The organism is Niallia endozanthoxylica (genome assembly GCF_008710145.1).
Taxonomy (GTDB): Bacteria; Bacillota; Bacilli; order Bacillales; family Cytobacillaceae; genus Bacillus_BD; species Bacillus_BD endozanthoxylica.
Map to the genome: position 1 here is coordinate 18,107 of NZ_VYKL01000013.1, position 22,799 is coordinate 40,905.

Here is a 22,799-nt window from a genome sequence, read left to right on the forward strand (position 1 = left end):
TTAGGGACGCCCTTTTTCTGATATTCAGGTTTTGCTAACAGGCCAAACAATTTTTAAATCATCTCCAGGTTCAATTTTTCCGTTAAACGTTGTTTGTTTGTTATTTCTTAATAATGTAAATTTGCCTGTTGCTTTTTGCGGCATACGAAATTGAACATGATTAAATAAATCTTGAAAAATGAACGGTTCCATTTTTCGTTGTTCATATACAATATGGTCACCATCTAAAATGAAATCTTCTTCTGAAAGTATTTCTTGGTTTCTTTTGAATTCCGTTAAACGTTTCGTCATGGTTAGAGGTTTTCCATTATAAGATATTGGGATGCTTTGCGTAAGCAAGATTTGTTTTACCTCTGCAAGCTCTTTTACTGTAGGCTGTTTTCTGCTTTCAATGGTAAGGACATCTAAATGTTCATAGCTGCTTCCTAATTTGACCTCAAGCCCGTTACGGTACAATTTTCCAGAGAAAGGCGGTATAAAGGTTTCTTTGCCATTTAGATTAATATGAAAGGGGCGCAGCTTATCTAGTTCTTTCTGCAGGTGTAGACTAGTAAGTAATTGTTCTATTGTTTCCGGAAATTTGCATTGGATCTGGTCTCGATCAGAAACTAATTTTTCGGGATTAGCTGGGAGACCATTGCAGGAAATTTGCGCATTTACACTATAAGGTTTTCCATTAATCGTAATCGTTTTTTGAGGTAAGCCATCTAGTAAGTCTTTAATATATACGATGGGTTTTTTTCCATCATTACCTGGAATGATTTTGAGCTGGTCTCCGTCTTCAATTGGATCATCAAGACTGCAGAGAACGCCGTTTTTATATAATAATGGCGGTTCTCCGTGCTCACCTGGAATGGTAATACTATGTCCATTAAGAGAAATAATAATGGCCATCCCAGGCTTGCCGTATAGTTTATTCATTTTAATACCGCTTGCAAGCAGGCAATCGCCAGTTGTTAATTTTTTAACTTCAAAAAGGCGGACAGGCTGTTCATTAACATATACAGTTCGATAATGAACAGGTGATTTTTGTGCTGTTATCGCAATTCCAATCGGAGTCACTAATTCTGGGCCTTTGTCAAGCTGGTCTGCAAAAGAGACTGACGGGATGGCATTTACATCTCTAATCGCTACTCGATTTTCAGGGAGCTTCATGTTTTGAGCAAGCATTTTCGTTATATTTGGAGTCAAACTTCCACCGCCAATAAGCATGATAGCCTTTGGGGGCTTTTGGTTATTTAAGCTCAAAATTTCTTCGCTAATTGATTTAGCGAGGTATTCAATAGCAGGTGTAATGTTTGTAATCATTTCTTCTCTAGATACCTCGATATCAAATCCTAAAATATCCGTAATGGTAATAGAAGGCTCGGTCAGCAGTGCTTTTTTTGCTTGTTCCGCTAATGGGAAATCAAGTAAGTATTGATCGCTGATGGTTTCAGTGACTTCATCACCGGCAACCGGCACCATCCCATAAGCAATGATTGTCCCCGAATCTGTAATAGCAATATCTGATGTACCGGCTCCAATATCCACAAGGGCAACGTTTAATCTTCTCATGGACGGAGGAATCAGCACATTAATAGCGGCAATCGGCTCAAGAGTCAGTGCTTCCATTTCTAAATCAGCTCTGTGAAGTGTAGCAATCAGCGATTCAACAACTACTCTTGGCAAAAATGTAGCAATAATTTCTACAGTAGCCTCATTCCCTTGCTGGTCAATTAAATTACCAATCTCTTCACTATCAAGTTTATAATTTAGAACAGAATAACCGACGCAATAATAATTTTGACGATTTTCACCGTGTTGCCCTTTCTCTGCGACAATAGATTGTGCTTGTTGAACGGCGCTTAATTCAAAATGAAGGACATCTTCCTTTTGAATCATTGGTTTTCCAGCGATATTTACTGTTACAGCTGCCTTTTCTGTTTTTAATGCTCTCCCGGCAGCAGCCACATTTACCTTTTTCAGCGGTCCATGTGTTTGTTCAAGTTCTGCTTTTATATCAGAAATAATCTGTGCCACAGCTACTACGTCATGGATTTGTCCATCCAGCATAGCGCGCTTAGAATGCTCCTTTGATAGAATATCAATGACATGAAAGTTCTCCGAATTTCTTTCTTCTAATATGATGCCGACAACAGAGCGTGTACCAATATCTAAAGCAAAAAGCTTTCTTTGTTTTTCCAAGAGGATGCACCTTCTTTAGTGATTAATACGAAATACTTTAACGCTTAAAAGCGTTTAAGTGAAAAAGAAAAAATGCGTGACATTGACTAATAATTCATATATAATAACCGTAATTATAAAAAATGTATCACATTTTAATGGGTCGATAAAGAAGAAGTAGCAGTGTTAGTTGTTATCGGCTATAAAGGGGCGGATATACATGAGTAATAATCAATTAGAACAATTGAGAAAAAAAGTGGAAGAACAAAACCTGCAAATATTACAATTAATAAATGAGCGGGCAAAAACCGTGCAGGAAATCGGACGTGTGAAAGAAACACAAGGGGTTAACCGATATGATCCTGTACGAGAACGTCAGATGCTTAATCAAATCATTGAAAATAATAATGGTCCTTTTGAGGATTCAACCATTTTACATTTGTTTAAACAAATCTTTAAAGCAGGACTTGAGCTGCAGCAGGATGATCACCGTAAAGCACTCCTTGTGTCGCGCAAGAAAAAATCAGAAGATACTGTAATTGATTTAAGAGGTGAATTGGTTGGTGCGGGAAGTCCTTCCTTAGTATTTGGCCCATGTTCAGTCGAGTCGTACGAACAAGTTGCAGCTGTTGCCGCTTCCGTGAAGGCAAAAGGGCTAAAACTTCTACGCGGAGGAGCTTATAAACCTAGAACATCTCCTTATGACTTCCAGGGTCTTGGAGTAGAAGGATTAAAAATATTAAAGCAAGTGGCAGATGAATATGATTTGGCGGTAATTAGTGAGATTGTTACACCAACTGATATCGAAACAGCTCTAGATTATATTGATGTAATTCAGATTGGTGCCCGCAATATGCAGAACTTTGAATTATTAAAAGCAGCTGGGGCAGTAAATAAACCAGTATTATTGAAGCGCGGTCTTTCAGCTACAATTGAGGAGTTTATTAATGCTGCTGAATACATTATGTCACAGGGTAACGGACAAATTATACTTTGTGAACGCGGTATCCGGACGTATGAAAAGGCAACAAGAAATACGTTAGACATTTCTGCTGTACCGATTCTTAAGCAGGAAACACATTTACCTGTAATGGTCGATGTGACACATTCAACCGGCAGAAGAGATCTATTGCTTCCTTGTGCGAAAGCGGCTCTTGCTATTGGAGCAGACGGGGTAATGGCAGAAGTGCATCCAGACCCTGCTGTTGCACTATCTGATTCAGCACAACAAATGGATTTGAAACAATTTGATGAATTTTACAACGAAATTCAAAAATCTGTTTTTATAAAAGCATAAATGAATAATTGAGAAGGCTTTCCACATTTAAAGTGGGAAGTTTTTTCTTTGTAAATTTTGAGAGAAAAAAGTCAAAAATCGACAAAAATATGTTAAAATAGCCTTTGATTATGAAAAATATGTTAAACAAATCAGTTAACATTGCTACTTGTTGTTGTCTATCGTATGATTAAGGGCATAAATATATATTAATTAATTAATAATGCACGATGACTTGAATAAAATATCCTACTATTCATTTACTCGTGAAAATTAGAACAAAGTAAATTATTAGCATAAACAGATATATAATGATAATTAATAAGAATATAAAGGAGTGTAATACATGAATATTACAATATATGATGTTGCTAGAGAAGCAAATGTTTCCATGGCAACGGTTTCACGTGTAGTAAATGGAAATCCGAATGTAAAACCTACAACAAGGAAAAAAGTGATGGAGGTCATTGACCGATTAGGTTATCGCCCGAATGCGGTCGCAAGAGGGTTAGCAAGTAAGAAAACAACAACTGTCGGAGTTATTATTCCTGATATTTCCAATGTCTTCTTTGCTGAGTTGGCAAGAGGAATTGAAGATATTGCGACAATGTATAAATATAATATTATTTTAAGTAACTCTGACCAAAATAAAGACAAGGAATTGCATTTGTTAAATACTATGCTTGGCAAGCAGGTTGATGGGCTTGTGTTTATGAGTGGGAACATTACGAAAGAGCATGTTGATGAATTTGAAAAGTCTCCAGTTCCAATCGTTCTTGCTGGATCTATAGAAGAAACCGAAAAGATTCCTTCAGTTAATATTAATCATGAACAGGCTGTCTTCGACGCTGTATCTACTTTTATTGAAAAAGGTCATAAGCATATTGGGTTTGTCATTGGTCCGTTTCATGATCCGATTAATAGTAATAAAAAGCTTGCTGGATATAAAAGAGCTTTAAGTGAAGCAGGAATTGAATACAGTGAGGATCTGATAGCTGAAGGTGATTATACATACGATTCAGGGATAGAAGCTTTTGAAAAACTTCTTGAAGCCCAGAATCGTCCTACAGCTATTATGGTGGGTTCAGACGAAATGGCGCTTGGTGTTGTACACGGTGCAGAGGATAAAGGTTTTGTCATTCCAGAAGACTTTGAAGTAATCACTTCTGATAACACAAGACTATCGCTGATGGTACGTCCGCAGTTAACTACAATTGTACAGCCTTTGTATGATATTGGAGCTGTTGCCATGCGTTTATTGACGAAATTAATGAATAAAGAAGAAGTGGATGATTTAATTGTCGTCCTTCCTCACCGGATTGAAATAAGAAATTCAACAAAATAGACTAGCTTTTTAATGGGAACGGGGAGCTCAGTTAATGGGATCGCCGTCTTTTTTTATCCCACTCTTAACGGGCAGTAAGACTCCCACCTCCAGATTCTGACGATGTAATGAAGATAGGTGGGATATCCAACTGCCCGTAAAGGTCCGATTGGTGAGATAAGGATTTCTTTGGGCTTCAGCCCTTAGAAAATCCAATCAGGCTCTGCGTGACTAACCATCAGTGCGGGTGAAGAAAAATCCCCACTGATGGAATTTTCACTTTATCTTTTTGCTTTCTTTTCTTTCCGTATCGAATATAAAGCTTTTTCAAGAGTTTGTATATTTTTTTCAGTGATTTCTTCTTTTCTTGGAATCGGCTCATAGATTTGCTTGTCATCTTCCCAGGTTAATGGGAGAGTACAATCAGCTTGTTTCTGCCACTTCTCAATCCAGCTCTCTGGAAGAATCCCTGTATTTGTTCGGTTTTCAGTCATTTCAAACCAGATTGACGCCCACGCTCTCGGAACGACTCTCCATATATCATAGCCTCCGCCTCCTACGGCAATCCATCTTCCATCACAATATTGATGAGCCAATCGATGGGCGAGTTTGGGGATTTCTTTAAATATTTTCATTGTAGAATATAGATGGGTTAAAGGATCCCAATAGTGGGCATCAGCACCGTTTTGGGTAATAATCACATCTGGCTTGAAGAATTCTGCTACTTCTGAAAATGCAGCTTGATAACATTCTAGAAAGGACTCGTCTTCAGTGAAGGCATCAACTGGAATATTAAATGAATATCCATATCCTTCCCCTTGACCTCTTTCACTTATATTACCAGTTCCAGGAAATAAATAACGCCCTGTTTCATGAATGGATAGAGTACATACACTGGGGTCATCATAAAAGGCCCATTGAACACCGTCACCATGGTGGGCATCTGTATCAATATAAAGAATGCGGGCTTGATATTTGTCCTGTATATATTTAATTGCTACAGAAATGTCATTATATACACAAAATCCAGAAGCTTTTCCTCTAAAGCCATGGTGAAGTCCACCGCTTAGATGTAATGCATGCTTTACTTTTCCACTCATAACATAATCTGCCGCTGTTAAGGCACCGCCGACAATTAAAGAGGTAACTTCATGCATATTAGGAAACATAGGTGTATCCTCGGTGCCGAAGCCATAGCTTTCAGCAAGCTCTGCAGAAAGCTTCCCCTCACCGGCTAATTGTACGGCATCTACAAATTGTGGATCATGAATAAGGATTAATTCTTCTCTTGATGCAGGCCGTGGAGGAATAATATTTTTCTTGTTGATGGCATTGCTCTTTTCTAATAAATCAAGCGTCAATTGTAAACGAAGCGGACTAAAAGGATGGTGTGCATTAAATCGATAGTTTAATAGAGCTGGTGAATAAATAAAGATTGAATCATCCTTCATCTTTCAATACCTGGTAAATTCGGCCAAAGAACCTGATATCCAGCCTTTTTGATTTCTTCTATTAAATGAATAGGGTTGATCGTCTGTGCTCTAATTACAACGATTTTAAAGCTATCATCCTTTTTATCTGGGTAAATGAGTACACTTAATATATTAACTTTATGATCACGAAAAACGGTTGTAATTTCATTTAGAACACCGGCCCTGTTGGGAGCTTTCACTTCAATTTGCGATGCTGGCTGATGCGCTCCGGTAAGTTCTATTAATGTATGTAATAAATCTGTTTCCGTAATGATCCCAACAAGCTTCTTATCCTTTACAATGGGCAGGCAGCTAATATGATGTTCATAAAAAATAGCGCCAATTTCTTCAACAAAATCGAGAGGGTGACCTGTAATCAGTTTGGTTGTCATAATAGACTTAATAGGTTGTTTCAGAATATCCTTTTGTTCTTCAAGATTCGTTAATATAGATGGTGTAGCATCGCGTATATCCCGGTCAGACACAATCCCTATCAACTGATTGTCTTCTGTAATAATTGGAAGATGCCTGACTTTATGTTGAAGCATGAGATTCGCAGCCACTAGGATAGACTGATCTTGAGTAAGCGTAATAATTTTCGTTTTCATAATTTCCTCAACAATCATCTCTTTTTCCCCCTTTTCTATATATTTTAATACATAAATCGATTCATAAACCGTAATTCGTCAAATTTTTGCATAGATTCTGAATTTATTCTTTTTCCGAAACGAACGAGAAGGCAGTTTGCTGGATGGGCGCAAATTTCCGGGTCATCTGTTGCGTACCATTCTAGATTTCCACTGCTCATCATCTTCCCCAAAATATTTCGGTATCCCCAAACATCCAAGCCTGTCCCTTTTAAATCCCAATGCCAATAATATTCAGTTGTAAAAATGATATAGTCTTCCATTGCATCATCCATCATAGAAACCGTCAACAGGGCTTTGCCGGCACCGAGTCCGCGATATTGGGAACTTACTTCTATGGCACCTAGTTCAATTAAATTTTCCATCTTTCCTTGTGACCAACGTTCGAGTGGATCAGGATAAAGGAAAGTCACATAGCCAACAATTTTATTTTCCAATCTAGCGATGATAATTCTGCCTTCTGGTAAACCAGCAATCTCAATAACTGCCTGATGCTGTTTTTTTGCCGGTCTAAACGCAATTAAACCGTCATCAAATTCGTATTGTGCTAATTGCTCAGATGACAGAGGTCCTTCAACGACTAAAGTGCCAACAGGGGTTGTAAATTCTTTTGAATAATAGGTTTTCTTATGTTCCATAAATTTTTATTCACCGCCACATATATTCTCTACCCCTTAATACGCTTAAAAAATCGATGGATGGACTTTTATTGGTTGGGATTAAAAGGAATTAAGGATGTAATAACACCATTATACACAATTTTTATTCGATAAATGATACTATAGCCTGTTTACATGATTAATAATTTTTGAACATAATTGATTGATATATTCAAAAATTTTCTTAATAAATAATATTTTAAAAATTGAGAAAACTTAAATCTTGTTATATAATAGATTTGAAATTACATAAAGGAGGAAAAGATAGATGAAATTGGAAGCTTTGCCATCTTTTAAAGGAGACTATAATTTAACTAGTTATGAAGAAATGTATAATAGTTTTGATTGGAAAGAAACAGAGAAAATGTTTTCCTGGTATGAAACTGGAAAAGTAAATATAGCCTATGAGGCAATCGACAGACACGCGGAAAGTGTCAGAAAAAATAAGATTGCGCTGTATTATCATGAAGGACTAAGAAAAGAAAAATATACATTTAAAGAAATGAAAGAGTTGTCTAATAAAGCTGGTAATGTGTTTAAAAATTATGCCCAAGTTGAAAAGGGAGATCGTGTTTTTATTTTCATGCCTAGATCACCGGAATTGTATTTCGCTGTACTAGGAGCTATTAAACTTGGTGCGATTGTTGGTCCATTATTTGAAGCGTTCATGGAAGGAGCTGTACGTGACCGCTTGGAAGATAGTGAAGCGACGGTAATTGTTACAACAAAAGAACTTTTACATCGTGTCCCTGTTGAGGCGCTTCCATCATTAAAACATATTTTTGTAGTAGGCGACGATGTAGCAGAAAATGGGCAAGTGATTGATTTTAAGAAAAAACTGAGTGAAGCAAGCTCAAAGCTTGATATTCAGTGGGTTGAGCGCACAGATGGAATGCTGCTCCATTATACTTCAGGCTCAACTGGTAAACCAAAAGGTGTTTTACATATTCATAATGCAATGATTCAACAATATCAAACAGCTAAATGGGTTCTTGATTTAAAAGAGGATGATGTATATTGGTGCACAGCTGACCCTGGCTGGGTAACAGGTACAGCCTATGGAATATTTGGACCTTGGCTGACAGGTGCTTCAAATTTAATTGTTGGCGGCAGGTTTAATCCCGAAACCTGGTATAAAATGCTTGAAGATTACGGTGTAACAGTATGGTACAGTGCTCCAACAGCCTTCCGTATGCTGATGGGTGCTGGTGATGAAGTGGTAAAGAAATTTGATTTAGCAAATTTACGTCATATCTTAAGTGTTGGTGAACCGTTGAATCCAGAGGTTGTCCGTTGGGGAATGAAGGTATTTGGGTTACGTATTCATGATACATGGTGGATGACTGAGACCGGTGCACAAGTGATTTGTAATTATCCTTGCATGGAAGTGAAGCCTGGTTCAATGGGGAAACCAATTCCTGGTGTAGAAGCTGCTATTGTTGATGATCAAGGAAACGTACTGCCTCCTAATCGTATGGGTAACCTTGCTATTAAAAAGGGATGGCCATCCATGATGCATACAATATGGAACAATCAGGAAAAATATGATTCATATTTTATGCCGGGAGATTGGTACGTATCCGGAGATTCTGCTTATATGGATGAGGATGGATATTTTTGGTTCCAAGGCCGTGTTGATGATGTAATCATGACAGCTGGAGAGCGCGTTGGTCCGTTTGAGGTTGAAAGTAAGCTTATTGAGCATCCGGCCATTGCAGAGGCTGGTGTAATAGGAAAGCCAGATCCTGTCCGTGGGGAAATTATTAAGGCATTTGTTGCCCTAATGGATGGTTATGAGCCTTCAGAAGAGCTAATTGAAGATATTCGTCAATTTGTTAAAACAGGACTTGCTGCGCATGCTGCGCCAAGAGAAATCGAGTTCCGTGATAAATTGCCGAAGACAAGAAGCGGTAAGATTATGCGTCGTGTGTTAAAGGCTTGGGAGCTTAATTTACCAACTGGTGATCTTTCTACAATGGAAGATTAATAAAATGAAAAAGCGGGTGTCTCATTAACATAATGGGGTACCCGCTTTTTTATTTTACTTTATTTTATGGAGCTGGCTGTGTTGAAGGATTTTGATTTTGTGTGCTTTGGCCTTGCTCCCCCGTTTCAGTGTTAGGTGGGGGAGATGCATTTGGCTGCTGCGTCACTGGATCTGTTTCTTCTGTTGTTGTTCCGGAATCAACCGGTGTAGCAGGTGGTTGACCAACTGTAACGTAATTAGATGGTGCAGATTCATTTCCGGCAATATCGACTGAGGTGACATAATATGTGCCTGTTCCTGCCTGGAATGAATGGGAACCGTCTACATGAATGGTTCCGACCCTTTGACCGCCGTTATAGACTCTGTAGCCAACGATATCATATTCTGAGCTGCTTCCCCATGTTATGGTATTGCCTGATAGAGAAATACCTGGGGCGGAAGGGGTGCTTCCATTGTCCTGCAGACTGGCGTTTGGTACAATGGCATTCGCTAAACCGCTGCTATAGGAGGATAATTGATTAGCAGATATCCCTAGCATTTTTTTGATCGCATTAGAGTCTAAGACTATTCCTGATTTCACAAATTCACTAGGTGTTGAATCTAGTGCTAAATATTTTTTACCGCCAATTGTGACAAAACGTCCGCTTGCAAAACCATTATCTGATTTTGTTGGTACGAACTTAGCGTTAAAAAGGTCGGTACGGACTAACCCGGCATTTGCGCAGGCTTCTGTTGCCAAGCCTCCGGAAACAGCACAGAAGGTACGGGTAACGATTCCCTCCGGCATTGGCAGTGTTTCACTTGGGTCTACCAACTCAGGTGCAATATCATAAGCAGCATTCATTAAATCTGCCCATAGATAGATATTTCTTACACCATAGGATAATCCTTTATAGCTAAGTTCTAATGGTTTAGGTTCATCGTAGCCGTTCCAAACACCAAAAGATACATTCGGGTTTGTCGCTACAAACCATGAATCTTTATAGTCCTGGCCAGTACCTGTTTTTCCAGCCCAGTCAGAGCTGAATTTTAAGCGTCCATTTAATGAAGTGGCTGTACCGCCGCTTATAACATCTCTTAACATATCAAAGGTTAAATAGGCTGTCTGCGGGCTGAATACTGGTACTGGTGTTACTTCATGCTGATAAACAATATTTCCTTCTTTGTCAGTAATTTTCTCAATCATATATGCATCAATAAATTGACCACCATTTGTAAAAGTGCCGAATGCATTCGTATTTTCCTCGACAGTAACGCCTTTTGTCAAACCGCCTAGTGCAGCAGAACGGTTTACATAGTCACTTTCAGTTAAAGAGGTAAAGCCCATTTTTTCAAGGTATTGTGCCGGATTTGTATCAATAATATCAACGTATGCCTTCACAGCAGGAATATTATAGGATCTAGCCAGTGCTTCCCTGGCTGTCACTAGCCCATGTGTACTGCCTCCATAGTTGGATGGCCAAGGTTTACTTGATCCTGGATCTAATCTTAATGGAACATCAGGAAGGATGCTTCCTGGAGAAATTGAACCCACTTCAAAAGCAGGAGCATAAACAAGCAATGGCTTCATCGTTGATCCATTTGAACGTTTGGCACTTGTTGCATGGTTAAGCTGTTCACGATGGTAATCACGGCCGCCTACAAAACTAATAATTTTCCCTGTTTTGTTTTCAATTAAAATAGCGCCTGCTTCAACCGGATCGCTGACTGTTTTTATTTCGCCGGTTTCTGGATCTGTATATGTTTTTGTTTTATCGCTTCCGTAATAGTTGAAGTTCTGAACAACCTCTGCGAAACGATCATAAATGTCTTTGTTAATTGTACTGTGAATTCTATATCCATTTTGCCGGATATCTCGGTCAGAAAGAGCCATGTATTTTTCTTTTAATACATCGTCTTCGTCCAGCTTTTCTTTCGAAATACCATCTTTTTCTGCCAGCACATAAGCCATTACTTCGGCAGCACGTTTTTCAATCTCAAATGTAACCCAAGGATATTGTTCAACAGGATTTTCATGGACGGTGATAAAATCCTTTGCAATGTCATAGGCCAGTGCTTCTTCATATTGCTGTTTTGTAATCTTATCATCCGTATACATTCTATTAAGAACGGTTTTCATTCTTGTCAAACCTGGTTCAAGGTTTTGTTTAATCTCGCCCCCGTTTGTATACGGTGTATATCCGAATGGACTTTGCGGAAGTCCGGCTATAAAGGCTGCCTGTGGTAAATTTAAATCTCTTACATCTTTGCCGAAAATTCCTTTTGCTGCTGACTGCACGCCAGCAATGTTTCTTCCTGAAGAATTACGTCCAAAAGTCGAGACATTTAAATAGGCTTCAAGGATTTCCTCTTTTGAAAAGAACTTTTCAAGTCGGAGGGCCAGTAATATCTCTTTTGCTTTTCGCTCGAATGAAACTTCATTTGTTAAAATTTGATTTTTTATTAACTGCTGTGTGAGTGTACTTCCGCCAGATTGGACAGAGGCGTTTGTAACCTCTTGAAAGATTGCGCGTAAAATAGCTTTTGGCACTACTCCGCCATGTTCGTAAAAATATTCATCCTCTGTGGCGACAACAGCGTTAATTAAATCCTGTGATACATCTTCAAGCTTTACTTCCTCCCGTTCTAAATCTGTGTAAAGCTTACCGAGATAGACGTTATTAGCAAAATATAATTCGGAGGTTTCTTCATAATTGTAAATATTTTTTTTCATGCTGTCATAGGAGCGTATTGGCTCGTTTTTGACCAATGATGCAAAATATCCAGCCCCAAGACCGCCGGCAAAGAATATTCCAAGTACGAAAATGATTATAAAGATAAGAGCAAGATTCCAAAGTACCTGGTAGGTTATGCGGGCTTTCTTAACTGTTTGTTTATCTTTTAACAGCAAGATAAACGATTTTATTCTACCGCTATATTTTGATTTTTCACTATTCATTCATTAATCCCCTCCAAAATCACCCTTCATTATAGCATAAACAAGCGATTGAAACCGAAAAGAATGTTGTTATTTGCAGCATTTTCATGTTAACATTTGACATTATTTGCAGTCTGTGATAAAAATGCAATATTACTAATAACTTCATTCAGCAGAAGTCGTCCCCTTCTATAAGTAGGTATGGATGCGAAAAAAGCACTCTAATTTAGTGGATTTAAATCCCAACTGAATGAAGTTAAGCCTCCGGGCGCAAATTCGGCGAGCGAATTTGATTATATTAAAAGCTGAGACGGGAATCCAGTAGTGCTTCTATCCCTGCTAAAGAGAGCCAGCGGCTGCTGTAAGCTGGTGCAAATAGAAGTGATGAATTACCTCCCTGAGCTTTCACTGAGAACAAGTAGCTGAAATGCGCCTGCTATTCTATTTTTTCGGGGCGTTCTTCGCTTTTTTAGTAACAGTGACCGGTTAATCCGTTATCTTTTTTTGAGTGGGAGAAGGAATTCTTCAATTTGGGTGGTACCGCGCATATTTTGCGTCCCTGCATATTTGCAGGGGCGTTTTTATTTTTTAAACTAGGAGGAAATAACAAAATGACATTAATTGAGGATCTACAATGGAGAGGGATTATTTACCAACAGACAGATGAAGATGGTATTAAAGAAACATTGGATAAAGAAAAGATTTCACTATACTGTGGTGTTGATCCGACTGCAGACAGTATGCACATCGGCCATTTATTACCTTTTCTAACATTAAGACGGTTCCAGCAGCATGGACATCGTCCGATTGTACTTGTCGGTGGGGCAACAGGGATGATTGGTGATCCAAGCGGAAAAAGTGAGGAGCGTAAACTGCAAACCACTGATGCGATCCAATATAATGTTGAATGTATTCAAAAACAATTAAGTCATATTTTTGATTTTGAAGGCGAACAAGGCGCTATTATGGTGAATAACTATGACTGGGCCGGCTCCATGGACATTGTTACATTCCTTCGTGATTATGGAAAACATGTTGGTGTGAACTATATGCTGGCAAAAGATACGATTGCAAACCGGCTCGAAACAGGGATTTCATTCACTGAATTTACATATACGATTTTACAGGCAATGGATTTCTTACATCTTTATGAGAAACATGATTGTAAAATGCAGGTTGGTGGAAGTGACCAATGGGGTAATATAACAACAGGTCTTGAGTTAATCCGAAAAATGGCATCAGAAGGCTCAAAAGCATTTGGACTGACAATTCCGCTTGTTACAAAGGCAGATGGAACTAAATTCGGTAAAACGGAAAGCGGTGCTGTTTGGCTTGATCCTGAAAAAACCTCTCCATATGAGTTCTATCAATTCTGGATTAATACGGCTGATGCGGATGTTATCAAGTATTTGAAGTTTTTCACTTTCTTATCAAAAGAAGAAATTGAAGCGTTAGATGCTTCTGTTCAAACAGAGCCGCATCTGCGTAAAGCGCAAAAAGCATTAGCAGAAGAAATGACAAGGTTAATTCATGGCCAGGAATCTCTGGATCAGGCGATGAAAATTACAGAAGCGCTGTTTAACGGTGATATTCAAAATTTAACAGCAGACGAAATCAAACAAGGCTTTAAAGATGTTCCATCCTATGAGCATACAACAGGAGAAGATATCAACATTGTTGATTTATTAATCGCTGCAAAAATTGCCCCTTCCAAAAGACAGGCACGTGAAGATGTAACAAATGGGGCAGTATCGATTAACGGAGAACGAGTAACAGAAACCGATTATCTAGTTTCAGCAAAAGACCGGATTGAAGGCCAGTTCACAGTCATTCGCCGCGGTAAAAAGAAATATTACTTGATTAAATATTAATTAACTGCATGATGTCAGGCACCGGAAAAAGACACATTAGTGAGTAGTGTTCATAAACGGTGCCTGATAACATAATAAAAAACCTTGCCAAGTTGGCAAGGTTTTTTATACGTATCATTAACGAGAGTAGAACTCAACGATGAATGCTTCGTTAATTTCAGCTGGTAATTCAGAACGTTCTGGTAAACGAGTGAAAGTACCTTCTAATTTGTCAGCATCAAAAGTTAAGAAATCAGGAACAAAGTTGTTCACTTCAATTGCTTCTTTGATGATGTCAAGGTTACGTGATTTTTCACGTACGCCGATTGTTTGACCAGGAGTTACGCGGTATGAAGGAATATCAACGCGCTTTCCATCAACTAGAATATGACCGTGGTTAACAAGCTGACGAGCTTGGCGGCGAGTACGCGCTAAACCTAAACGGTAAACAACGTTATCTAAGCGAGATTCTAAAAGAATCATAAAGTTTTCACCATGGATACCAGCAAGTTTTCCGGCTTTATCAAAAAGATTGCGGAATTGACGCTCGTTCACACCATACATATGGCGAAGCTTTTGCTTTTCTTGTAATTGTAAACCATATTCAGATAGTTTTTTACGTTGGTTTGGACCATGTTGTCCAGGAGCGTAAGGACGCTTTTCTAATTCTTTACCAGTGCCGCTTAAAGATATACCTAAACGACGAGACAGTTTCCAACTTGGACCTGTATAACGAGCCATGAATGACTCCTCCTCTGTGTTTTTATTTTTGGTAAAATAAAAACAGATGCGAGACCTTTCTCAGACATTTTGTTTTCATGTACCTTCGCCCTGCAGCAAGGGTTACTCAATACACCGTCTTAGTGCAAACTGAGGAACAAAATGATGCTAAAAAAGTATTCACATAAGCTGCATATTTTACACAAAGGCTATTATATAATTAAGTTCAAGTGAATGTCAAGGCTGTTTTCTGATAGAGTGCTGTATAATTCACAGAATATCCAAAGACATTATGTTCTATCGTTTGTTATATACAGTTAAATACATGTATAATAAATACAAGAAATACGTGCGGAATAAAAATATTTTCAGCATTAAAAACTAGGTGAGAGGTTTAACATGGAATTACTCGAGGAACGTATTATTCTGAATTTAAAAAGTCGCTTTTTCGACATGATCTCTACAGATGATCATCAATTGAAATATGAATCTATACTAGAAGAAATGATTATGATGATTAAACAGCTGATGCAAGCTGAAGAAGTAACACTCTATCATTTTGATGAAAGAATTCAGCAGCTGGTTGTAGAGGCTTCTACGAATTCAGACGTGAAACAAAACCTAGTTGCGGTAAACTTTTCTAATCAAGATCACCGAGAATTAGGAACATGTCAAAAGGTTTACCGAAAACCCTTCTATTGTCAAGCCTTTGAACAATATGATTTATTAATCCCTGTGAGAAATAATGGCAGTATTCAAAGCTATCTTGCATTAAAAGAGGAAGGACAATTTTTCTCAAAATTAACGGAGAAGGTTCTTGAAAAATTAAGTGTTGAAGGTGGACTTTTCCTGCAAAAGGCTCAAAAATTAGCTAAACTGCTTGTGGAAGAAAAACGGTATAAACAGCTTTTTCGTGTGACTGAAAAGGTTCATTCGACTATGAATATGAAATCAGTACTAGGAGAAATAATTGATACACTGCAGGAAGTCTATCCAACATTTACATATATTCTGTTTCTTTCACAGGATTATAATGACTATGAAGGCTTACCAATAAAGGAATTCAATTATACTAGTGAAAATCAGACCATTATGCAATCATATGTGACCGGTACCATTCAAGTGGAAGTGTCTGCTACTGAGTGTAAAGCAAATTTGTATGCCCCGTTGAAAGGAAAACAAGGCGTCTATGGCGTATTGCAAGTTACTTCTTCTAATGCTCTTGTTTTTCCAAAAAATGAAGTGGAATTTATTACTGTTCTTGCGAATATAGCCGGCGGTGCAATTGAAAATGCCCAGCTGTATGAACAGTCTAAACGGCTGATAGCAGATTTACAGCTTATCAATGAAACGAGCCATCATTTAAATTCTAATCTTAGGCTTAGTGAAACAATGATATATATGTCAGAGCAAATTGTAAAATCACTTGCTGCCAAAGAGGTAGGTTTTATCCAGTTTGCTTCAGATACATCACAAAATTATGTTCAACAGGGAAGTACCGATTTCTTTTTTACAGATGAGGCTAAGACATATATAGATTTTTTCAAAGAGAGAATACTTAAAGAGAATGATTCATTATTTATCGGTGATTTAAAATTGCCTGAAGATACGAATGCAGATTCCTCTTTCAAATCTGCGATGGCAGTGCCTATGAGTCAATCAAATGTACTAAGTGGATTTGTTCTTGTTTTGCATCACGAACCATATGCCTTTTCATTTGATACGTTTAAGCTGTTTCTCTCTTTAATTCATCATTCTACATTAGCCTTTACAAATACACTTTTAAGAGAAAAACTTGAAAAGTTAGTGGTAACAGATCATTTAACAAAGCTGTACTCTCGAAAGTATCTCGATGAACAAATCCAGCAGTCTATGCAGTTTGATGAAGGGGCAACTTTCATTTTAATAGACATAGATAATTTTAAACTTGTGAACGACACGTATGGACACCAAATAGGTGATGAAGTAATTATTCAAGTGGCTAATGTTATTAAGGAAAATATTCGCGGAACGGATATCGGTGCCCGATGGGGAGGAGAAGAGCTTGCTATTTACTTACCAAGAGTACCGATTGATACAGGTGTGATAATTGCGGAAAGATTAGTTCAAAAGGTTAGAGAATCAACCAATCCTACTGTTACCATCTCCTGCGGTGTTACTTGCTGGAAAACAGAGGACAATGACACTTACCAGAATTTATTCAAACGGGCAGATAATGCGCTGTATCAGGCAAAGAAAACCGGCAAAAACAAAGTTGTCACTCAACTTTGTTAATAAGATGAAAGGAAACAATTCCTAGGAACTTTAGGAGTTGTTTCTTTTTTATTTAGCTTTATTAGCGAATAATGTTGTTAAGCCTGACTTTTGACTCATCTGTGAGAACTGTCCATTTCTCATGCCTTTTATATTATGTCTATTAGGAGCATGCGATGCAGTAAAAGGAAAATAAAACTCATAACAATAGCGAAACCGCGAGAATGGAAATGGTTTTTGTCGAGATTTTTTTAAAGGATTGCGGAGCTGTACAGCGAAATTTGTATAGATAGAATCTTTTCGCTTTTTCCCAACACTTAACGGGTAGTAAGTCCCTATCTCAAGATTCTAAGGGTGAAAGGTATGATGATAAGTGAGGATTAACTGCCTGTAAAGGTCCGACAAGATTTTTTCTTAGAGCTTTAGCTCTTAGAAAAGTCAGTCAGGCTCTGCGTGACTAACCATCAGTGGAAAACATTACTGATGGAAGTGTTCTTTATTTTGATAAAATCATTAATAGTGAGGGATTAATTATGAAAAAAAACTCGAGAGAGGAAATAATCCAAGCTGCTATTTTCTTGTTTAATACGAAAGGCTTTCAAGGTACAACGGTAAGAGATATTGCCAGTAAAGCAAACGTAAATGTCGCAAATATTTCTTATTATTTTCAAAATAAAAATGGTCTTTTAGAATATTGTTTTACGCATTACTATGAAAACTATATAAATGAGGTAGAAAAGGGAATGGCCGTACTTGAAGCGGATGCCTATGCATGCATGCAAAACGTTGTGAAGAGTATAGTCCTTTTTCAAAGTGAGAATTTTCATTTAACGAGATTTATTCTGCGGGAGTTATCGCTTGATACGCAAGTAGTTCGTGAGATGATGTCTACTTATCTGACAAAAGAACGCTATCTGATTACAAAAATTCTGGAAAAAGGAATGTCACGCCAGGAGTTCAAGAAGGTTAATATTAATTTCTTCATCATACAGTTAAAAGGATTATTGTCAATGCCTTTTTTAAATAGCCAATATATATCAGAAGTGCTTCATATTTTTCCGCACGAAAAGTATTTTATTGAAAAGTATTATCTTGAAATTACAAATTGGCTTGAGAATATATTAATGACTCCTGCACATATAAAAAGTCAATACAACGTCGCAGCACCGCCTTTTGCTATGAATAGTGTTCCGGTTAGAAGAGCGAAACAAATACCAGCAGGCGGAGCGAGCGGCGTCAGTCTTCGTTATGCGGCAGACTAATTCAGAAGCAGTCGGTCATAACCTTGCCCTAATTCTTTTGCTTGATGAGCATCAGATCCATAAACAAGCGGTATTTCCAGTTTTCTTGCTTCCTGTATTACCCAGTCAGGGGGGTATGGTTCACGACATAATGGTTTGGCTGTTCCAGCACCATTATAATCGAGTTCATAGTCCTCTTTTTTTATCGTCTTAAGCAAGTGAGAAAGGGCTGTTTTCTCATCGCCATGAAAAGGAAAACGGTTTTGAAATTTATGAACAAGTGTAATATGACCTATTCGCTTTGGTTTAAAGGTGCCTAAATCAGCTTCGACAGACATTTGTACGGTTTCATAGTACTTTTTGTAAATTTTCTCGACAGAGCCATAGACTTTAATCATTTCCTCGAATCCCTGCGGACTATAATCGATACAATCGTATCTTTCTCCAAGTTTCAAAAAATGAACTGATAAAATGGCATCATCAAGTTTTGTTCCAACTTTATTAAGCATTTGTGTCGTTTCTTTTTCAAAGCCTTCGATAAAATCAATCTCTAAACCACAATTAATTTGTATTTTATCTTTATACAACTTTTTTACACGGCCAATTTCTTCAACATAATGGTCCCATTTAGACCAAGACATAGCACTGTCTTTTGTAGGAGTCGTATCAGTAAACCCATCCGGAAGCGGTGCGTGTTCGGTAAAAGTTATTTCTGTAAAACCTAATGAAAGTGCCTTTTCAATATACTTTTCAAAGCTGTCATTTGATCCATGCGGGCAAAATAGAGTGTGTATATGTCCGTCTTTTTTTACCACGTGAAATCCCTCCTGAAATATTATCTATCTAAAAAAAGTCTAATTATTTAAAAAATTTGTATTTTTGTGCTAATATAATGTTCTGATAAATAAATAAAAAATCTATAAAAGAAATTTTTATTTTGGTTGAAAATACCATGTAAATAATTCTACAAAAAATTAAATTTTAATAGTCAAAAATCATCGTTTACATGGTATCATAAAAACATTGAAAAGAACATGCACAGAGCCTCACATAGAATGTATAATACCTCGGCTCTTTATACTTCAACCAAAATCCACTTCAAAGCTAGTTTTCATATGAGTGTAATTAATGCTAAAGTAGAATCTTATAAATTGCACAAGAAATATAAAAATAGAATCATTGCTCGTTATAGAACAGGGGGCTTACAATGGAATACTTGATCGGAGGAATTGCAATATTTATTTGCATATTCCTGGCGGGATTTTTTATGAAGAAAAAATATTATAAGGAAACGGACCGGCTAGAAGCGTGGAAAATAGATATTACCACCCGCCCTGTACTAGATGAGTTACAAAAGGTTAAACAATTAAATATGAACGGTGAAACGGAAGAGCGTTTTGAACGCTGGCGCAGCATTTGGGATGAAATCATTACGGTTCAGCTTCCAGACCTTGAAGAACTGCTGTTTGATGCGGAAGAGAATATTGATAAATATCGTTTTAAAAAGGCAAAAGCAGTCCAAACGGAAATTAGTACCGTATTAGCAAATGTTGAAGAAAGAATGAAAAAATTGCTAGAGGAATTACAAGAGCTGATTGGCAGTGAGGAAAACAATCGCATTGAGATAGAAGATTTGAAGGAAATTTATCGAGAAAGTAAAAAAACGCTGCTCGCTCACCGTTATTCCTTCGGTCAAATGGAAAAAAGTCTTGAAATGAGACTGGAGGAAGTATCAAAAAAGTTTGTAGAGTTTGATGAAGAGACAATTAATGGAAACTATTTACAGGCGCGGGATATTGTACTTTCAATCCATGAAATCCTAGAAAAAACAAAAAGGGATATGCAACTTATTCCAAATCTTTTAATGGAATGTCAATCAAGCCTACCTTCTCAATTGAATGAACTCCTGGATGGATATAAAGGAATGCTTGCAGAAGGATATGTACTTGACCATATCCTAGTTGAAGAGGAAGTTGTAACAGTCTCACAGGAACTAGCAGAAACGCTCGATAAAATGGAAGAATCGGATATGGAAGAAGTTCAGGAAAAAGTAGTGAAATGGAAAGAAAGCATCGATACTGTCTATGATCTGCTTGAAAAGGAAGTATTGGCAAAGCATGAAATTAATCAGCGAGACCGTGAAATATTACAAATGCTTCAGTCGGCTAAAAAGGTAAATAGTGAATTAAATCACGAAATTGCACATGTTCAAGCAAGTTATCATCTTAAAGACACTGATTTGGAGGTTGTGAAAACTTTAGCAAAGCAGCTTGATCAGTTATTTAAACGTTATGAACTGCTGGAATATAAGATGGAAGAGAATCATACTGCATTTTCACATCTAAGTAAAGAAATGACAGCGGTTAAAGAAGTATTGGATATGCTAGTTGCAGAACAAGCAGCCTTTAGCCATAAGCTGCAGGCATTACGCAAAGACGAGTTAGCTGCTAGAGATAAAGTACAACAGCTCAAGAAAAAGGTAGCTGAAACCATTCGCATAATATCAAACAGTAATATTCCGGGTGTACCTGAGGAATATAAATATTTACTGGAAGATGCGCATGAAAGTATTAAAGATGTAATAAAAAAGTTACAAGAAAAGCCGCTTGATGTTCCAGTTGTTCAGGAATTCTTAGAGCTGGCAGTGCTAACGGTTGATAAAGTAACGAAAAGTACAGAAGAACTTTTTGAAATGGTTAAGCTTGCTGAGTATGCAATCCAATATGGAAATCGTTACAGAAGTAGATATGCTTCTGTAGACAAAGGTTTAAGAGAAGCAGAGGATCTGTTCAGATCCTTTGAATATAAAGAAGCTTTTGAATTGGCTTCTGCGACGATTGAAAAAGTAGATCCTGGTGCATTAAAAAGATTGGAAGATCTTTTAGAAGTATAATTAATAGAAAAGGACTTGCTGAAAAAGCAGTCCTTTTTTGTTATGTGAGCTATGTATGTGCTAGATTTTGACTCATTCGTGTGAAATGTATATTTCACACGTTTTTCAGTGTAGCTGAAAGATTTCATGAATATCTAGCTAAGATGAGTCAAAAACCAACAATGTTAACATCTTTATTTGTTTTTCAAAGTTCTATAATTGTGATAACATTTCTAGTTAGGTGATTTGCAACGAAAGGAAGAAAGAAAATAATGATTTATTTTGATAATAGTGCGACAACAAAGCCGTTTCCAGAGGTGATAGATTCCTTCGTAAAGGTTTCTGCTGAGTATTTTGGCAACCCCTCTTCACTGCATAATTTTGGAGGACTGGCTGAAAAACTGCTCAGTCAGGCAAGGTCACAAGCTGCAAAGCTTCTGTCAGTCCAGCAGAACGAGATTTATTTCACTTCGGGCGGTACGGAAGGAAATAACTTAGCTATCAAAGGGGCTGCATTTGCCAATAATAAATCAGGCCGTCATCTTATCACAACAACTATCGAACATCCATCTGTCCGGGAAGCAATCAAGCAGCTAGAGAGCTTTGGTTTTGATGTGACAGAGGTTCCTGTTGATATAAATGGAAGGGTCAATGTAAAAACGATTGAGAATGAGATTCGGGAAGATACCATACTTGTGTCAGTTATGCATGTAAATAATGAAGTTGGAACCATTCAGCCAATAAGAGAGATTGGACAATTGCTAAAGCAGTATCCGAAAATAAAGTTTCATGTTGATTATGTCCAAGGAGTCGGAAAAGTGCCGCTTAACATAAATGATTGCCATATTGATTTCTGCACGATATCTGCTCATAAGTTTCATGGAATGAAGGGGACAGGTTTGCTGTTTGTTCGAGATGGGGTTAAAATAAATCCGTTATTGAACGGAGGAGGTCAGGAAAAAAATATCAGAAGCGGTACTGAAAATGTTGCAGGGGCTGTTAGTTTAGCAAAGGCATTACGTTTAATCATGGAAAAACAACAAAAGGAATTCACGCATTTAAATTTGATTTCGAAACAATTACGAGAAGGTTTATTTAAAATAGAGGGTGTTGCAGTCAACACCCCAGAAACACATGCAGCTCCGCATATTATTAATTTTTCTATACCTCATTTGAAATCAGAAGTATTTGTTCATGCTCTTGAGGAAAAAGATATTTATGTTTCGACGACTTCCGCGTGCTCTTCTAAACAGAAAACAATCAGCGGTACGCTCTCTGCCATGGGAATGCCGGAAGAAAGAGCTGGAAGTGCAATTCGGTTAAGTTTGTCCTATACTAATACAGTGGATGAAGTAAATACAGTACTAACTGCAATAAAGCAAACGATTGAAGAGTTAAGAAAGGTAATGAAATAA

At 37.6% G+C, this 22,799-nt stretch carries 15 protein-coding genes and 1 other annotated feature; of the genes, 8 read left to right on the forward strand and 7 right to left on the reverse strand.

Translation table 11 applies throughout. The features are described from left to right. Positions 1 to 24: 24 nt before the first annotated feature. Positions 25 to 2,187: a cell division protein FtsA gene (locus F4V44_RS05550; RefSeq protein ID WP_150439005.1), complete on the reverse strand. Its 2,163-nt coding sequence runs from the start codon at positions 2,185 to 2,187 to the stop codon at positions 25 to 27. A gap of 199 nt (positions 2,188 to 2,386) precedes the next feature. On the opposite strand from F4V44_RS05550, the gene F4V44_RS05555 reads away from it, so the two are divergent. Continuing rightward, positions 2,387 to 3,463 (forward strand): bifunctional 3-deoxy-7-phosphoheptulonate synthase/chorismate mutase, encoded by a 1,077-nt coding sequence (locus F4V44_RS05555; protein WP_150439006.1) that lies wholly within the window; start codon positions 2,387 to 2,389, stop codon positions 3,461 to 3,463. A 325-nt stretch (positions 3,464 to 3,788) separates the two neighbouring features. Then, positions 3,789 to 4,787, forward strand: coding sequence for a catabolite control protein A (gene ccpA / locus F4V44_RS05560; RefSeq protein ID WP_150439007.1), 999 nt, complete (start codon positions 3,789 to 3,791; stop codon positions 4,785 to 4,787). A gap of 260 nt (positions 4,788 to 5,047) precedes the next feature. On the opposite strand, the gene F4V44_RS05565 is transcribed toward ccpA, so the two are convergent. The 3 genes from F4V44_RS05565 to F4V44_RS05575 are packed head-to-tail and all read right to left on the reverse strand — an operon-like array spanning position 5,048 to position 7,523. Next, positions 5,048 to 6,217: an acetoin utilization protein AcuC gene (locus tag F4V44_RS05565; protein WP_150439008.1), complete on the reverse strand. Its 1,170-nt coding sequence runs from the start codon at positions 6,215 to 6,217 to the stop codon at positions 5,048 to 5,050. Further along, on the reverse strand, positions 6,214 to 6,864 hold the full coding sequence (locus tag F4V44_RS05570) for an acetoin utilization AcuB family protein (protein WP_150439009.1): 651 nt from the start codon (positions 6,862 to 6,864) through the stop codon (positions 6,214 to 6,216). The genes F4V44_RS05565 and F4V44_RS05570 overlap by 4 nt, the downstream gene beginning before the upstream one ends. Positions 6,865 to 6,890: 26 nt before the next feature. Next, positions 6,891 to 7,523, reverse strand: a complete 633-nt coding sequence (locus F4V44_RS05575; protein ID WP_150439010.1) for a GNAT family N-acetyltransferase — start codon at positions 7,521 to 7,523, stop codon at positions 6,891 to 6,893. Between the two features lie 289 nt (positions 7,524 to 7,812). Between F4V44_RS05575 and acsA the strand changes: the two genes are divergently transcribed. Continuing rightward, positions 7,813 to 9,531 carry an acetate--CoA ligase gene (gene acsA / locus F4V44_RS05580; protein WP_150439011.1) on the forward strand — a complete coding sequence of 573 codons (1,719 nt, stop codon included), beginning with the start codon at positions 7,813 to 7,815 and terminating at the stop codon, positions 9,529 to 9,531. 64 nt (positions 9,532 to 9,595) lie between these two features. Here the strand turns inward: acsA and F4V44_RS05585 are convergent, their stop codons facing one another. Continuing rightward, the gene (locus F4V44_RS05585; protein ID WP_150439012.1) at positions 9,596 to 12,469 is read right to left on the reverse strand and encodes a transglycosylase domain-containing protein; all 2,874 of its coding nucleotides are present in this window, start codon (positions 12,467 to 12,469) and stop codon (positions 9,596 to 9,598) included. 277 nt (positions 12,470 to 12,746) lie between these two features. Then, positions 12,747 to 13,012: a binding site (T-box leader), on the forward strand. Between the two features lie 47 nt (positions 13,013 to 13,059). Here F4V44_RS05585 and tyrS point away from each other — a divergent pair. Then, the gene (gene tyrS, locus F4V44_RS05590) at positions 13,060 to 14,319 is read left to right on the forward strand and encodes a tyrosine--tRNA ligase (RefSeq protein ID WP_150439013.1); all 1,260 of its coding nucleotides are present in this window, start codon (positions 13,060 to 13,062) and stop codon (positions 14,317 to 14,319) included. A gap of 117 nt (positions 14,320 to 14,436) precedes the next feature. Here the strand turns inward: tyrS and rpsD are convergent, their stop codons facing one another. Beyond that, positions 14,437 to 15,039 carry a 30S ribosomal protein S4 gene (gene rpsD, locus F4V44_RS05595; protein ID WP_150439014.1) on the reverse strand — a complete coding sequence of 201 codons (603 nt, stop codon included), beginning with the start codon at positions 15,037 to 15,039 and terminating at the stop codon, positions 14,437 to 14,439. A 378-nt stretch (positions 15,040 to 15,417) separates the two neighbouring features. Between rpsD and F4V44_RS05600 the strand changes: the two genes are divergently transcribed. Together F4V44_RS05600 and refZ are read left to right on the forward strand one after the other, a co-directional pair. Then, positions 15,418 to 17,292: a sensor domain-containing diguanylate cyclase gene (locus tag F4V44_RS05600; RefSeq protein ID WP_150439015.1), complete on the forward strand. Its 1,875-nt coding sequence runs from the start codon at positions 15,418 to 15,420 to the stop codon at positions 17,290 to 17,292. Positions 17,293 to 17,804: 512 nt separating this feature from the next. After that, a complete protein-coding gene (refZ, locus tag F4V44_RS05605) occupies positions 17,805 to 18,533 on the forward strand; it encodes a forespore capture DNA-binding protein RefZ (RefSeq protein WP_150439016.1) in 729 nt (242 codons plus the stop codon). On the opposite strand, the gene hisJ is transcribed toward refZ, so the two are convergent. Further along, on the reverse strand, positions 18,530 to 19,327 hold the full coding sequence (hisJ, locus tag F4V44_RS05610) for a histidinol-phosphatase HisJ (RefSeq protein WP_150439017.1): 798 nt from the start codon (positions 19,325 to 19,327) through the stop codon (positions 18,530 to 18,532). The two genes, refZ and hisJ, sit on opposite strands and share 4 nt — an antisense overlap. Positions 19,328 to 19,719: 392 nt before the next feature. Here hisJ and ezrA point away from each other — a divergent pair, with 392 nt between their 5' ends. Together ezrA and F4V44_RS05620 are read left to right on the forward strand one after the other, a co-directional pair. Next, positions 19,720 to 21,405, forward strand: coding sequence for a septation ring formation regulator EzrA (gene ezrA, locus F4V44_RS05615; protein ID WP_150439018.1), 1,686 nt, complete (start codon positions 19,720 to 19,722; stop codon positions 21,403 to 21,405). Between the two features lie 251 nt (positions 21,406 to 21,656). Next, positions 21,657 to 22,799: a cysteine desulfurase family protein gene (locus tag F4V44_RS05620; RefSeq protein ID WP_150439019.1), complete on the forward strand. Its 1,143-nt coding sequence runs from the start codon at positions 21,657 to 21,659 to the stop codon at positions 22,797 to 22,799.

Coding starts and splice junctions, on each gene's coding strand:
- F4V44_RS05555 (WP_150439006.1), top strand. CDS start 2,387: ATGAGTAATAATCAATTAGAACAATTGAGAAAAAAAGTGGAAGAACAA.
- ccpA (WP_150439007.1), top strand. CDS start 3,789: ATGAATATTACAATATATGATGTTGCTAGAGAAGCAAATGTTTCCATG.
- F4V44_RS05565 (WP_150439008.1), bottom strand. CDS start 6,217: ATGAAGGATGATTCAATCTTTATTTATTCACCAGCTCTATTAAACTAT.
- F4V44_RS05570 (WP_150439009.1), bottom strand. CDS start 6,864: ATGATTGTTGAGGAAATTATGAAAACGAAAATTATTACGCTTACTCAA.
- F4V44_RS05575 (WP_150439010.1), bottom strand. CDS start 7,523: ATGGAACATAAGAAAACCTATTATTCAAAAGAATTTACAACCCCTGTT.
- acsA (WP_150439011.1), top strand. CDS start 7,813: ATGAAATTGGAAGCTTTGCCATCTTTTAAAGGAGACTATAATTTAACT.
- F4V44_RS05585 (WP_150439012.1), bottom strand. CDS start 12,469: ATGAATAGTGAAAAATCAAAATATAGCGGTAGAATAAAATCGTTTATC.
- tyrS (WP_150439013.1), top strand. CDS start 13,060: ATGACATTAATTGAGGATCTACAATGGAGAGGGATTATTTACCAACAG.
- rpsD (WP_150439014.1), bottom strand. CDS start 15,039: ATGGCTCGTTATACAGGTCCAAGTTGGAAACTGTCTCGTCGTTTAGGT.
- F4V44_RS05600 (WP_150439015.1), top strand. CDS start 15,418: ATGGAATTACTCGAGGAACGTATTATTCTGAATTTAAAAAGTCGCTTT.
- refZ (WP_150439016.1), top strand. CDS start 17,805: ATGAAAAAAAACTCGAGAGAGGAAATAATCCAAGCTGCTATTTTCTTG.
- ezrA (WP_150439018.1), top strand. CDS start 19,720: ATGGAATACTTGATCGGAGGAATTGCAATATTTATTTGCATATTCCTG.
- F4V44_RS05620 (WP_150439019.1), top strand. CDS start 21,657: ATGATTTATTTTGATAATAGTGCGACAACAAAGCCGTTTCCAGAGGTG.